The organism is Streptomyces sp. NBC_01476, assembly GCF_036227265.1.
Classification (GTDB): Bacteria; Actinomycetota; Actinomycetes; order Streptomycetales; family Streptomycetaceae; genus Actinacidiphila.
In genome coordinates this window covers 5,215,683-5,228,693 of the sequence record NZ_CP109446.1, presented here as the reverse complement: position 1 = coordinate 5,228,693, position 13,011 = coordinate 5,215,683, and the positions used below count along the sequence as shown (strand labels likewise).

Sequence of the window (13,011 nt, the reverse complement as noted above, 5' to 3'; positions counted from 1 at the left end):
GGTGGTGGTGAGGGGGTGGGGTGCGGCGACGGGCCGCCGGGGTCAGCCCGGTGTCCGGCAGATCAGCCGGACCGCCCGCCTGGCCCGTTCCCGGAACTCGTCCCGGTCCGCGGAGGTCGCCTTCCAGGTCAGCGCCGCGGAGAAGAGCACGTCCATCACGTCCTCGGCGCCGAGTCCGCCGCCGAGCACGCCGGGCGGCGCGATCTCCGCGATCCGCGCGGCGATCGTCGCCCGGGCCAGTTCCTGGTGGTCGTGGAACATCGAGCCGAGCTGCGGCCCGCTGTTCTCCAGCAGTTCGGCCAGGTCCCTGGCCACCTGGCTGCCGATGTACTGGCCCACCAGCGCGTCCAGCGCGGACACCACCCGGTCCTCGAAGCTCAGCGACTCGTCGGCGAAGCACTTCTCCATGGCCCGCTGGCCGCGTTCCATGACGCCCTGCATCGTGGCGCGGTAGAGCTGCTCCTTGTTCGGGAAGAGCAGGTAGAGCCCCGGCCGCGAGATGCCGGCCGCTTTGGCGACCGCCTCCATCGAGGTCTTCTGGAATCCGTACCTGCTGAACACCCCGAGGGCGGCGGCGAGCACCGCCGCGCGTTTGGGGTCGTCGTCGATGTCCGGTGCCGCACCACTCATGTCTGACACATTAGACAGTCTGACGAACTTTGTCTAACGCGTCAGACGGGCGGTTGCACCGGACACCGCCCGGGCACGGGAAAGGGACCGTCAGCGCTCGCGCCGCGTCAGCAGCCAGGGCTCCACCACACCGAGCCCGCGGACCGGGCGGCGCCACATCGGCTGCAGCGCGAACCGGTACTTCTCCGCGGAGCCGGCGTCGACGTCCGCCTCCGAGATGGGCGCGTCGCCCGCCTCGGCCAGCGCCTCGGCGAAGTCGCCGTCCACCAGGACGGCGTCGCGCGGCGCTATGGAGGTCAGCCGGGAGGCGAGGTTCACCGTGGTGCCGAAGACATCGCCCATCCGGGTGGTGACGGTGCCGAAGGCCATGCCGACCCGGAGCGCCGGCATCGACTCGTCGCCGGTCATCGTCTCGATCAGCCGCATCCCGATCTCCGCGGCCGTCCCAGGGTCGTCGGCGACGAAGAGCACCTCGTCACCGAGGGTCTTGATCAGCCGGCCCCCGTACGCGGCCACCTGATCGGCCGCCGTGGTCTCGAACGCCTCGACCAGCTCGCCGAGCTCCTCCTCCTCCAGACGGCGGGTGAGCCGGGTGAAGCCCACCAGATCGGCGAAGCCGACCGCGAGCCGCCGGTCGACGGCTTCCTCGTCGTCGGACTGGACGACCCGGCTGGTGGCCGCCGCGACCTGGCGCCGCCAGACGTAGATCAGGAACTCCTCCAGCTCCGGCAGCAGCAGCTCGACCAGCGGGTACGCCACCTCGGCGCGGGTCATCCCGGGCTCCGGCGGCTCGGTGAGGCCCTCCAGGAAGGAGTCGGTCTGCCAGTCGGCGAGCCGGGCGGTGGTCTGGCCGGTGGAGCGGGCCACCTGGATCGCCATCGACTCGCTGAGCAGACCCGCCTCGACCAGACCGGCCAGCCGGCGCAGCGCGAGGACGTCCGCCTCGGTGAGCGCCTTGGCCTGCCCGATGTCGGCGAAGCCCATCGCCCGCCAGAAGCGGGACGCCAGGTCCATCGACACGCCGGCCGCCCGGGCCGCCTGGAAGGGCGTGTAGCGGCGGGGCGCGCCGAGGATCAGCTGTTCGAGCCGCAGTGCCAGCGGGTGCTCACCGGTGTCCGGGTACTCCCCGCCGTCCGGTTCGCCGCCCTCCCCCGGGTCGACGAAACCCATCGAGGGCAGCGAATCGCCGGGAACGCCACGTGCCGCACCCGGGTGGCTGCCCGGATCCGGTGCGGACGGCCGGTCCGGCAAAGCGCCGTCGTTCTCCACGCGCTACCGCCCGGCCCCAGAAGAACCAGAAGAATCCCTGCGCACTGCCCTTCCGATCATCGAGACGACGCAGCTCCTCAAAGATACGGCAGGTGTGCCTCAGCTCACTCTCACCCGGTCCACTCCCACCGGACCGGTCAGCCCTCACCCGCGTCCGGGCGCAGGTGGACGACGTCGCCGGCGCCCACCGCCTGCTCGCCGTCGGGTCCGGCGATCACCAGCCGGCCGTCCCCGTCCACGGCCACCGCCGTGCCGGAGAGCTCCTTGCCGCCGGGCAGCTCGGCCCGCACCTGGCGGCCCAGGGTGGCGCACCCGGCGCCGTACGTCTGCTGGAGGCGGGAGGCGGCCGGGTCGCCGTCGGCCGCGCGCCACAGGCCGTACCAGTCGGCGATCGACCGCAGCACGGCCCGCAGCAGGGGATCGCGGTCGGTGCCCTTGGCGCCGGCCAGGGCCAGCGAGGCCGCGGTGGGGACCGGCAGTTCACCGGCCCGCAGCGACACATTGATGCCGACCCCGACCACCACCGCGGTGCCGACCCGCTCGGCGAGGATGCCGCCCGCCTTGCGCTCCTCGCCCTCGACGGTGAGCAGCAGGTCGTTGGGCCACTTGAGTGCCGTGTCGACACCGGCCGCCCGGGAGAGCGCGGTGGCGGTCGCGACGCCGGCCAGCAGCGGCAGCCAGCCCCAGCGGTTGACCGGCACCGGCCCCTGGTCCAGCGGCGGAGCGGCCGGCTCGTCCGCGGGGACGGTACGGGGTTCACCCGGACGGAGCAGTACGGAGAAGAAGAGACCGGACCGGGCCGGCGCGCTCCACCTGCGGTCCAGCCGGCCACGTCCGGCGGTCTGTTCCTCGGCCACCAGTACGGCGCCCTCGGCGGCGCCCTGCCCGGCCCGCGCGGTGAGGTCGCTGTTGGTGGAGCCGGTCGCCTCCACCACGTCCAGTCCGGTCCACAGACCGCCCGGAACGACCACCGCCCGGCGCAGTGCGGCGGCGTTCAGAGGCGGGCGGTCGAGATCGGACCAGCGGCTGCGCGTCATGACCTCACCCTACGAGCAGGCCACGGTGTGGCGAACGACGCAGTGCCCGTATCGAAGCGTCGCCACTACGCTACTCAGCAGCGTTACCCGCCGGTCATAAGACCGCGGGGGGCATCACCGTTGGATCCGCCGAGAGCAGGAGAGCCGCCTCCATGGCCGAGCCGGAGTACGACATCCACACGACCGCGGGGAAGCTCGCCGATCTGCGCCACCGCATCCAGGAAGCGACGCACGCCGGCTCCGGCCGCGCGGTCGACAAGCAGCATGAAAAGGGCAAGCTGACCGCCCGTGAGCGGATCGAACTCCTCCTGGACGAAGGATCGTTCACCGAACTGGACGAGCTCGCCCGGCACCGCTCGACCAACTTCGGCCTGGCCGCCAACCGCCCCTACGGCGACGGTGTCGTCACCGGTTACGGCACCGTCGAAGGCCGCCCCGTCGCGGTCTTCTCCCAGGACTTCACCGTCTTCGGCGGCGCGCTCGGCGAGGTCTACGGCGAGAAGATCGTCAAGGTGATGGACTTCGCCCTGAAAACCGGCTGCCCCGTCATCGGCATCAACGACTCCGGCGGCGCGCGCATCCAGGAAGGCGTCACCTCGCTCGGCATGTACGGCGAGATCTTCCGCCGCAACACCCACGCCTCCGGCGTCATCCCGCAGATCAGCCTCATCATGGGCCCCTGCGCCGGCGGCGCCGTCTACTCCCCCGCGATCACCGACTTCGTGATCATGGTCGACCAGACCTCCCACATGTTCATCACCGGACCCGACGTCATCAAGACCGTCACCGGCGAAGACGTCGGCATGGAGGAACTCGGCGGCGCCCGCACCCACAACACCACCTCCGGCAACGCCCACCACCTCTCCGGCGACGAGAAGGACGCCTTCGAGTACGTCAAGGCCCTGCTCTCCTACCTGCCGGGCAACAACCTCGAAGAGCCCCCCGCCTTCACCACCGAAGCCGACCTCGCGGTCACCGACGAGGACCTCGAACTCGACACCCTCGTCCCGGACTCCGCGAACCAGCCCTACGACATGCACAAGGTCCTCGAACACGTCCTCGACGACGGCGAGTTCCTGGAGACCCAGAGCCTGTTCGCACCCAACATCATCACCGGCTTCGGACGCGTCGAGGGCCGCCCGGTCGGCATCGTCGCCAACCAGCCCCTGCAGTTCGCCGGCACCCTCGACATCAACGCCTCGGAGAAGGCGGCACGCTTCGTCCGCACCTGCGACAGCTTCAACGTGCCCGTCATCACCTTCGTCGACGTCCCCGGCTTCCTGCCCGGCACCAGCCAGGAATGGGACGGCATCATCCGCCGCGGCGCCAAACTCATCTACGCCTACGCCGAAGCCACCGTCCCGCTGATCACCGTCATCACCCGCAAGGCCTACGGCGGTGCCTACGACGTCATGGGCTCCAAACACCTCGGCGCCGACCTCAACCTCGCCTGGCCCACCGCCCAGATCGCCGTCATGGGCGCCCAGGGCGCCGTCAACATCCTCTACCGCCGCACCATCGCCGAAGCCGCCACCCCCGAAGAGGCCGAGGAACTGCGCCAGCGGTTCATCACCGAATACGAGGACACCCTCCTCAACCCCTACGTCGCCGCCGAACGCGGCTACGTCGACGCGGTGATCGAGCCCTCCAAAACCCGCGGACAACTCGTCAAAGCCCTGCGGACCCTGCGCAACAAGCGGGAAAGCCTGCCGCCCAAGAAGCACGGCAACATCCCGCTGTAGGAGAGGAGCCACCCATGGTGATCAAAGTGGAGCGCGGCAGACCCACCCCCGAAGAACTGGCCGCCGTCGTGGCCCTGGTCCAGGCGCGTATCGCCGCGGTGGAGCCCGACGAGGCCGCCCCCCGCACCACCGCCGCCTGGTCCGACCCCGCCCGCGCCCTCACCCGCCGCACTCCCCGGCCCGGCCCCGGCGCCTGGCGCACCTCCGCGTGGCCCACGTAAACCACTGGTACGGGTGAGGTGCGGGTTCCGCTTCTGAGTACGCGTACTCAGGCGCGGGCCCCCGCCCGGGCGCACGCTTGAACCCATGCTCTGGTCCGACGATCAACCCCCCGGTCCCCCGGACGACATCCGCCGCGCCCAGACGAAGCTCCGCCGGGCGATGCTCGTCATCGCCCTGGCCGCGGTCCTCGTCATGGCCATCGCCACGTGGCGCGCGTAGCGCGGTGACCGGTCCGCGCCTTCCGCGCCTTCCGCTCCCGCCGGCCGGGAGGTGCCAGGGCCCGTGTGCGCGGGCCGGCGGGGGGCCGGGCGGGACCGGGCAGGGGCCGGGCGGAGGAGGCCGCGGGGTCCCTACGATAGGGCGGTGACCACGCTGATCCTCGCCTCCGCCTCCCCCGCCCGCCTGGCCCTGCTCAAGCAGGCCGGCTTCGACCCGCAGGTCGTCGTGAGCGGGGTGGACGAGGAGGCCATCACCGCTCCCACCCCCGGCGACCTGGCCCGCGTCCTGGCGGAGGCGAAGGCGAAGGCCGTGGCCGGCAGCGGACAACTCGTCGGCGGCGAACTGGTGGTCGGCTGCGACTCCGTCCTGGAGTTGGACGGCCTGGCCTTCGGCAAGCCCAAGGACGCCGCCGAGGCGACCGCCCGCTGGCAGGCGATGCGCGGCCGCGACGGGATCCTCCGGACGGGCCACTGCGTGATCAACACCGCCACCGGCCGCCAGGTCTCCGCGACCGCCTCCACCACCGTACGGTTCGGCACGCCGGACGACGCGGAGATCGCCGCCTACGTGGCGAGCGGCGAACCGCTCCATGTGGCGGGCGCGTTCACCCTCGACGGCCGCTCGGCCCCCTTCGTCGACGGCGTGGACGGCGACCCCGGCAACGTCATCGGCCTCTCCCTGCCGCTGCTGCGCCGCCTGCTCGCCGAGTTGGACGTCCGCGTCACCGACCTGTGGGCGTGACCGTGCGGGGCGTCCCGCGGGGCGCGGACGGCTCGGGCAGGGCGGCAGGTTCGGACGGTGGGGGCGGCTCAGCCGGCTCGGAGGGTGCGGGCGGTTTGGAGGGTGCGGGCGGTTCCGACGGTCACGCGGTCGCCGGTGGCGAGATCTCGCCGGGGCCCGGCGCGGCCTCCACCGGCTCCCGCTGGTCCTCCGGCGCGTACAGCAGCAGCGTGGCGACGAGCAGCCCGAGGATGACCATCAGGACCACGAACGCCCACCAGCCGACCAGGCCGACCACGGCCGCGCCCACCACTCCGTGCACCACCGCGCAGGCGATGAGCACGATCCGCGCCAACCGCCCGGTCATCCGGTCGCGCCAGGCGATCCGGGCCACCAGCAGCGCGCAGCCGAGCAGGAAGAGCCCGAACACCCCGCCGCCCACCCACGATCCGACCGCCATCGCGTTCGTGTCGAGCCCGGCGAGGGACATCTTCTGGTGCTGGACGGCAAGGCCGAGCACCCAGTTGACGAAGCCGATCGTGAGAGCTTCGAGGACCAGCGCCACGACCGTGCCGATGGCTATCCCTCTGCGCATGCGCTCCCCCTCCGGTCCCCGCCGCGGGGTCCGTTACCCCCGGTACTTCGCGTCATGCAGGCTACTCACGGGTAAAGCCCGGGACAAGAGGCGCGGCGCCACCACTCGTTCGGCGGGTCGCGGCGGCAAACTTTCCCCGGTCTATTGGTGGGGTTTCCACAAAAGAACGCCGAACGAGGGACCCGATCCGAACCGAGATCCGCCCCACACCGGGCAGTGCGGGACATCGGCCCCGGCCGGGTCGTACCGTGGACTGAGCAGGCTTTCACCGGTATTTCAGGCCCATGGGTCACCCTTCGTGTGGGCAAGCTCACGTGCGGGGGCTCCTCGGCATCGAGTGTGGCCAGTACCTAAACTCGGCTTGTTTCAAGAAGGGAGTCATCGTGCGTAAGGTGCTCATCGCCAACCGCGGTGAAATCGCAGTCCGTGTTGCCCGTGCCTGCCGGGACGCGGGGATCGCCAGCGTGGCCGTCTACGCCGATCCCGACCGGGACGCGGTGCATGTCCGTGTCGCGGACGAGGCGTACGCGCTGGGCGGTGACACCCCTGCCACCAGCTACCTCGATGCCGGCAAGGTCCTGACCGCCGCCGCGGAGTCCGGCGCGGACGCGGTCCACCCCGGATACGGCTTCCTCTCCGAGAACGCCGAGTTCGCCCAGGCGGTCCTGGACGCGGGCCTGACCTGGATCGGCCCCCCGCCGCAGGCCATCCGCGACCTCGGCGACAAGGTGGCGGCCCGTCACATCGCCCAGCGCGCCGGCGCACCCCTGGTCGCCGGCACCCCCGACCCCGTCACCGGCGCCGACGAAGTCGTCGCCTTCGCCAGGGAACACGGCCTCCCCATCGCCATCAAAGCCGCCTTCGGCGGCGGCGGACGCGGACTCAAAGTCGCCAGGACCCTGGAAGAAGTCCCCGAGCTCTACGATTCCGCGGTGCGGGAGGCGGTGGCCGCGTTCGGCCGCGGCGAGTGCTTCGTCGAGCGTTACCTCGACCGCCCCCGCCACGTCGAGACCCAGTGCCTGGCCGACACCCACGGCAACGTCGTCGTGGTCTCCACCCGCGACTGCTCCCTGCAGCGCCGCCACCAGAAACTCGTCGAAGAAGCCCCCGCACCCTGGCTCTCCGACGACCAGAACGCCCAGCTGTACGCGGCGTCGAAGGCGATCCTCCGCGAGGCCGGCTACGTCGGCGCGGGCACGTGTGAGTTCCTCGTCGGGCAGGACGGCACGATCTCGTTCCTGGAGGTCAACACCCGCCTCCAGGTCGAACACCCGGTGACGGAGGAGGTCTCGGGTATCGACCTGGTGCGGGAGATGTTCCGCATCGCCGACGGCGAGGCCCTCGGCTACGACGACCCGCCGCTGCGCGGCCACTCCCTGGAGTTCCGGATCAACGGTGAGGACCCGGGGCGGAATTTCCTGCCCGCACCCGGCACCGTGACCCTCTTCCAGCCGCCCACCGGGCCGGGGGTGCGGCTGGACGCCGGGGTGGAGTCAGGGTCGGTGATCGGGCCGGCGTGGGACTCCCTGCTGGCCAAGCTCATCATCACCGGTGCGACCCGCGAGCAGGCCTTGCAGCGTGCGGCGCGGGCGCTGGGTGAGTTCACCGTGGAGGGGATGGCCACCGCGATTCCCTTCCACCGCGCCGTGGTCACCGACCCGGCGTTCAATCCCCGGGACGGGGGGCCGTTCACGATTCATACCCGGTGGATCGAGACGGAGTTCGTGAACACGATCGCGCCGTTCGCGGGGCCCGCGGTGGATGAGGACGAGGTCCCGGGTCGGGAGACGGTGGTGGTCGAGGTCGGCGGGAAGCGCCTCGAAGTCTCTCTGCCGGCCTCGCTGGGGATGACCCTGGCGCGGACCGCGGCGGCCGGCGGTGCGAAGCCGAAACGGCGGGCGGCGTCGAAGGCCACGAAGGCGGCGTCGGGTGACGCGCTGGCCTCCCCGATGCAGGGCACCATCGTGAAGGTCGCGGTCGAGGAGAACCAGCAGGTCACCGAGGGCGACCTCATCGTCGTCCTCGAAGCGATGAAGATGGAACAGCCGATCAACGCGCACCGCTCCGGCACGGTGATCGGGCTCACCGCGGACGTCGGCACGTCCGTCACCTCCGGCGCGGTCATCTGCGAAATCAAGGACTGACCCCCGACCGCCCGCCCACCCCCCACCGGCCGGGGGTGCCCCCAGCGCCCCTGACGGGGCACGACCTGCCCCACGGGGCACCATCCCCGGCCCCCGCCCGGTGGCCGGTTGCTCGCGCAGTTCCTCGCGCCCCTGACGGGGCACGAACTCCCGTACCGCAGGGGACGACGTGCCCCGAAGGGGCGCGAGGAAGCGAAAGCAAGCCTCCAGCGGAGAGCGGTAAGCGGAGGTTGCCTCCGTTAACTATACGGAGGTCGCCTCCGGATTTACCATCTCTTCGGGGGCGAAGAACGGTACGGGCCCAGAGCGGGAGGCATCACGGCATGCGGGCTGACGCGCAGCGCAACTACGACCGGCTGCTCGACGAGGCCAGGCAGGCGTTCCTGCTGCACGGCACGGACGTGGCCCTGGAGGACGTGGCACGGCACGCCGAGGTCGGCGTCGGCACGCTCTACCGGCATTTCCCCGACCGCTACGCGCTGATGAACGCGGTCTTCGAGCAGGAAGTGAAGGCCCTGTCCCAGCGGGGGCGCGAGCTGCTGGCCGAGGCCGATCCGGTCGACGCGCTGCTGCAGTGGCTCCGGGCGGTGGCCGTGCACTCGGCGTCCTACCGCGGGCTGGCCGCCGCGATCACGGAGGCCAGTGACGACAGGATGCCCGCCTGCCGTACGAAGATGCCGGCCGCCGGCACCGCGCTGCTGCACCGGGCCCAGGAGTCCGGCGGGGTCAGGAGCGACATCGGGATCGGCGACCTGCTGAAGCTCACCTACGCGATCGTGGTCAGCGCGGAGCGCAACGCGGACGACCCCGACCTCTTCGACCGCCTCATGTCCCTCATGACCGACGGCCTCCGCACCCGCACCCCCTCCCTCACCGCCCAGTAGCCGTCGGCCAGGGGGCGCCTTCTCTCAGTGCGTCGCAACGAACGTGCCCCGTCAGGGGCGCGAGGAACTGCGCGAGCAACTAGCGGCTGCCCGCAGCCGGCAACGCAGCCCTACGGGCAGAACGTGCCCCGTCAGGGGCGCTGGGGGCACCCCCGGACGGAGTCTGGGGGAGGAACTGCGCGAGCAACCGTCCACCGGCCCGCACCCGGCAACGGCGCCCCGCGGGCACCCCGCACCCCGCAACGGCGCCCCGCTCCGCTGGAACTACCTCCGGCGGACATCCGCGAGCCGGGGCGTCCCCCCCGGCTCCGCAGTGCGCAACGACTGGGGCCGCCGGGGCCCCGGCAGCGGGGCCTCGCGCCGCGGCCGCCCCGCCACCGCCGCGTCAGCGACCGGCACCGGCGCCACCACGATCTGCACCCCGCGATCGGCGAGCGCCTGCAACTCCGTACCGGCGCGTTCGTCGTCGGCCGGCGGTTCATCGGTGACCAGATGCGTGATCACATCGGTCGGCACCGTCTGGAACATCGTGTCGGACCCGAGCTTCGTGTGGTCCGCGAGGACCACCACCTCCGCCGCCGCCTGCACCAGCGCGCGGTCCACACTCGCCGCGAGCATGTTGGACGTGGACAGGCCGCGTTCCGCGGTGAGCCCCGCGCCGGACAGGAACGCCCGTGAGACCCGCAGCCCTTGCAGGGACTGCTCCGCGCCGCTGCCGACCAGGCCGTAGTTGGACCCGCGCAGGGTGCCGCCGGTCATCACCACTTCCACCCGGTTGGCGTGCGCGAGTGCCTGCGCGACCAGCAGCGAGTTGGTCACCACGGTCAGCCCCGGCACCCGGGCCAGCCGTCTGGCCAGCTCCTGGGTGGTGGTGCCGGCGCCGACCACGATGGCCTCGCCCTCTTCGACCAGACCGGCGGCGAGATCGGCGATGGCCGTCTTCTCCGCGGTCGCTAGATGGGATTTCTGCGGGAAGCCGGACTCGCGGGTGAAGCCACCCGGCAGCACCGCACCGCCGTGCCGGCGGTCCAGCAGTCCTTCGGCCTCCAGAGCGCGTACGTCGCGGCGCACGGTCACTTCGGAGGTCTGGACGACCCGGGCGAGCTCACGGAGACTGACGGCTCCGTTCGCCCGCACCATTTCCAGGATCAATTGGCGACGTTCTGCAGCGAACACGAAACCGACAGTAACCCCAACGACCGTCTGCTTTCAGCGTTTTGCGCCGGATGACGGAAGTCGTGCGTGAAAGAGACCGGGAAGTGCTATGCACCGACCGTGCGTTCGCACCCGGAAAAGGTTTGGACCGCGCGAGAAGTACGCAGCGTAATGCCCGGGGGTCCGAACAGGCCGCGGACCGGCCCGGAAAACCAAGGGCCCCGCGGCAGCCAACCCGGCGTCAGTCCTGATCCGCCGTTTTCCGGTTGTGCAACTGCCGTGCCACCTCGGCGATCGAGCCGGACAGCGACGGGTACACCGTGAAGGCGTTCGCGATCTGTTCCACCGTCAGGTTGTTGTCGACCGCGATCGAGATCGGGTGGATCAGCTCGCTCGCCTTGGGCGCGACCACCACACCGCCGACCACGATCCCGGTGCCGGGACGGCAGAAGAGCTTCACGAAGCCGTCCCTGATGCCCTGCATCTTGGCCCGCGGGTTGCGCAGCAGCGGCAGCTTGACGACATTCGCCTCGATGCGCTTGTTGTCCACGTCGGCCTGGGTGTAGCCGACGGTGGCGATCTCCGGGTCGGTGAAGACGTTGGAGGAGACCGTCTTGAGGTTGAGCGGGCCGACCGCGTCACCGAGGAAGTGGTACATCGCGATCCGCCCCTGCATCGCGGCGACCGAGGCGAGCGCGAAGACGCCGGTGACGTCACCTGCCGCGTACACGCCGAGCGCGCTGGTGCGGGAGACCCGGTCGGTCTTGATGTGGCCGGAGGCGGTGAGCTTGACGCCGGCCTCCTCCAGACCCATCCCGGTGGTGTTGGGAATGGCGCCGACCGCCATCAGGCAGTGCGTGCCGCTGATCACCCGGCCGTCGGCGAGCGCGACCTCGACCCGGTCGCCGAGCCGCTTGACGGACTGGGCGCGGGAGCGGGCCATCACGTTCATACCGCGGCGGCGGAAGACGTCCTCCAGGACGGCGGCGGCGTCCGGGTCCTCACCGGGCAGCACCCGGTCCCGCGAGGAGACCAGCGTCACGGTGGAGCCGAGCGCCTGGTACGCGCCGGCGAACTCGGCGCCGGTGACCCCGGAGCCCACCACGATCAGCTCTTCGGGCAGCTCGTCGAGATCGTAGACCTGGGTCCAGTTGAGGATCCGCTCGCCGTCCGGCAGCGCGTCCTCCAGCTCGCGGGGGCGGGCACCGGTGGCGACGAGTACGGCGTCGGCGGTCAGCCGCTCCTCGGTGCCGTCGGCGGAGCGCACCACCACGGACCTGGTGCCGTCGGCGGTCTGCGGGCCGTCCAGCCGGCCACGGCCGCGCAGCACCCGGACGCCGGCCCGGGTCACGGAGGCGGTGATGTCGTTGGACTGGGCGAGCGCGAGGCGCTTGACCCGGCGGTTGACCTTGCCGAGGTCGACGCCGACCACCCGGGAGGCGCGTTCCAGCGGCGGGGTGTCGTCGGCGACGATGCCCAGCTCCTCGTAGGAGGAGTCGAAGGTGGTCATCACCTCGGCGGTGGCGATGAGCGTCTTGGACGGAACGCAGTCGGTGAGCACCGACGCGCCGCCGAGGCCGTCGCAGTCCACGACGGTCACCTCAGCGCCGAGCTGCGCCGCAACGAGCGCTGCCTCATAGCCGCCGGGTCCGCCACCGATGATCACGATCCGAGTCACGTACCCCATTGTCCCGCACGCGCCAAGCTTCTCCTGCCAGGGGTCGGTGTGACTCGTCCGGGCGGCACCGGCTCGCGTCCTTACGCCGGGCCGATCGCGCTCCCGTACCCTCGTGTCCATGTCGCTCTACGCCGCCTACGGAAGCAACCTCGACGCGCGGCTGATGACCCGCCGCGCCCCTCACTCCCCCCTGCGCGGCACCGGGTGGCTCGACGGCTGGCGGCTCACCTTCGGCGGTGAGCAGATGGGGTGGGAGGGGGCGCTGGCCACGGTGGTGGAGGACCCCGGCAGCCAGGTCTTCGTCACGCTGTACGACATCGCGCCGGTGGACGAGGAGTCGATGGACAACTGGGAGGGGGTGCCGCTGGCCATGTACCGGCGGCTCACCGTCCGGGTCGACACGCTGGAGGGGGAGGTGGCGGCGTGGCTCTATGTCCTCAACGACTACGAGGGTGGGTTGCCGTCGGCGCGCTACCTGGGGGAACTGGCTGACGCGGCGGAATCGGCGGGGGCGCCGTACGACTATGTGATGGAGCTGCGCAAGCGGCCGTGCTAGGCGCGGGGCCGCACCGGGCCCGCCCGCCCAGCCCCTGGGCGCCGGTTCCCGGACCTTCCGCCGGTGGTGGGTTCCTCGCGCAGTTCCTCCCCCAGACTCCGTCCGGGGGTGCCCCCAGCGCCCCTGACGGGGCACACCCGGATGGCCGAACGCACCCCGA

13 protein-coding genes are annotated in these 13,011 nt (G+C 71.5%); 7 read left to right on the top strand and 6 right to left on the bottom strand.

Translation table 11 applies throughout. The annotated features are described in order from the left end of the window. Positions 1-42: 42 nt before the first annotated feature. The 3 genes from OG552_RS22935 to OG552_RS22925 all read right to left on the bottom strand — a co-directional run bounded on the left by OG552_RS22935 (position 43) and on the right by OG552_RS22925 (position 2,936). A complete protein-coding gene (locus OG552_RS22935) occupies positions 43-630 on the bottom strand; it encodes a TetR/AcrR family transcriptional regulator (RefSeq protein WP_329135847.1) in 588 nt (195 codons plus the stop codon). A gap of 90 nt (positions 631-720) precedes the next feature. Then, positions 721-1,800, bottom strand: coding sequence for an adenylate/guanylate cyclase domain-containing protein (locus OG552_RS22930; protein WP_329135844.1), 1,080 nt, complete (start codon positions 1,798-1,800; stop codon positions 721-723). Positions 1,801-2,036: 236 nt separating this feature from the next. Next, on the bottom strand, positions 2,037-2,936 hold the full coding sequence (locus OG552_RS22925) for a biotin--[acetyl-CoA-carboxylase] ligase (RefSeq protein WP_329135842.1): 900 nt from the start codon (positions 2,934-2,936) through the stop codon (positions 2,037-2,039). Between the two features lie 152 nt (positions 2,937-3,088). Between OG552_RS22925 and OG552_RS22920 the strand changes: the two genes are divergently transcribed. From OG552_RS22920 to OG552_RS22905, 4 genes are all read left to right on the top strand, one after another. Further along, positions 3,089-4,678, top strand: coding sequence for an acyl-CoA carboxylase subunit beta (locus tag OG552_RS22920; RefSeq protein WP_329135841.1), 1,590 nt, complete (start codon positions 3,089-3,091; stop codon positions 4,676-4,678). Positions 4,679-4,692: 14 nt separating this feature from the next. Continuing rightward, complete coding sequence (locus OG552_RS22915) at positions 4,693-4,899, top strand: acyl-CoA carboxylase subunit epsilon (RefSeq protein WP_329135839.1); 207 nt, start codon at positions 4,693-4,695, stop codon at positions 4,897-4,899. 85 nt (positions 4,900-4,984) lie between these two features. Beyond that, positions 4,985-5,119 (top strand): morphogenic membrane protein MmpB, encoded by a 135-nt coding sequence (gene mmpB / locus OG552_RS22910; protein WP_329135837.1) that lies wholly within the window; start codon positions 4,985-4,987, stop codon positions 5,117-5,119. 144 nt (positions 5,120-5,263) lie between these two features. Beyond that, on the top strand, positions 5,264-5,860 hold the full coding sequence (locus tag OG552_RS22905; protein ID WP_329135836.1) for a nucleoside triphosphate pyrophosphatase: 597 nt from the start codon (positions 5,264-5,266) through the stop codon (positions 5,858-5,860). Between the two features lie 121 nt (positions 5,861-5,981). Here OG552_RS22905 and OG552_RS22900 read toward each other — a convergent pair whose 3' ends face one another. Further along, entirely contained in the window at positions 5,982-6,434 is a 453-nt protein-coding gene (locus OG552_RS22900; RefSeq protein ID WP_329135834.1) for a hypothetical protein, read from the bottom strand. Between the two features lie 383 nt (positions 6,435-6,817). On the opposite strand from OG552_RS22900, the gene OG552_RS22895 reads away from it, so the two are divergent. Next, on the top strand, positions 6,818-8,578 hold the full coding sequence (locus OG552_RS22895) for an acetyl/propionyl/methylcrotonyl-CoA carboxylase subunit alpha (RefSeq protein WP_329135832.1): 1,761 nt from the start codon (positions 6,818-6,820) through the stop codon (positions 8,576-8,578). Between the two features lie 323 nt (positions 8,579-8,901). Further along, positions 8,902-9,462, top strand: coding sequence for a TetR/AcrR family transcriptional regulator (locus tag OG552_RS22890; protein WP_329135830.1), 561 nt, complete (start codon positions 8,902-8,904; stop codon positions 9,460-9,462). Between the two features lie 264 nt (positions 9,463-9,726). Here OG552_RS22890 and OG552_RS22885 read toward each other — a convergent pair whose 3' ends face one another. Beyond that, positions 9,727-10,602, bottom strand: a complete 876-nt coding sequence (locus tag OG552_RS22885) for a DeoR/GlpR family DNA-binding transcription regulator (protein WP_443071183.1) — start codon at positions 10,600-10,602, stop codon at positions 9,727-9,729. A 256-nt stretch (positions 10,603-10,858) separates the two neighbouring features. Continuing rightward, positions 10,859-12,304 (bottom strand): NAD(P)H-quinone dehydrogenase, encoded by a 1,446-nt coding sequence (locus tag OG552_RS22880; protein ID WP_329135826.1) that lies wholly within the window; start codon positions 12,302-12,304, stop codon positions 10,859-10,861. A gap of 109 nt (positions 12,305-12,413) precedes the next feature. Here OG552_RS22880 and OG552_RS22875 point away from each other — a divergent pair, with 109 nt between their 5' ends. Then, positions 12,414-12,851: a gamma-glutamylcyclotransferase gene (locus OG552_RS22875; RefSeq protein WP_329135824.1), complete on the top strand. Its 438-nt coding sequence runs from the start codon at positions 12,414-12,416 to the stop codon at positions 12,849-12,851. Positions 12,852-13,011: the final 160 nt, after the last annotated feature.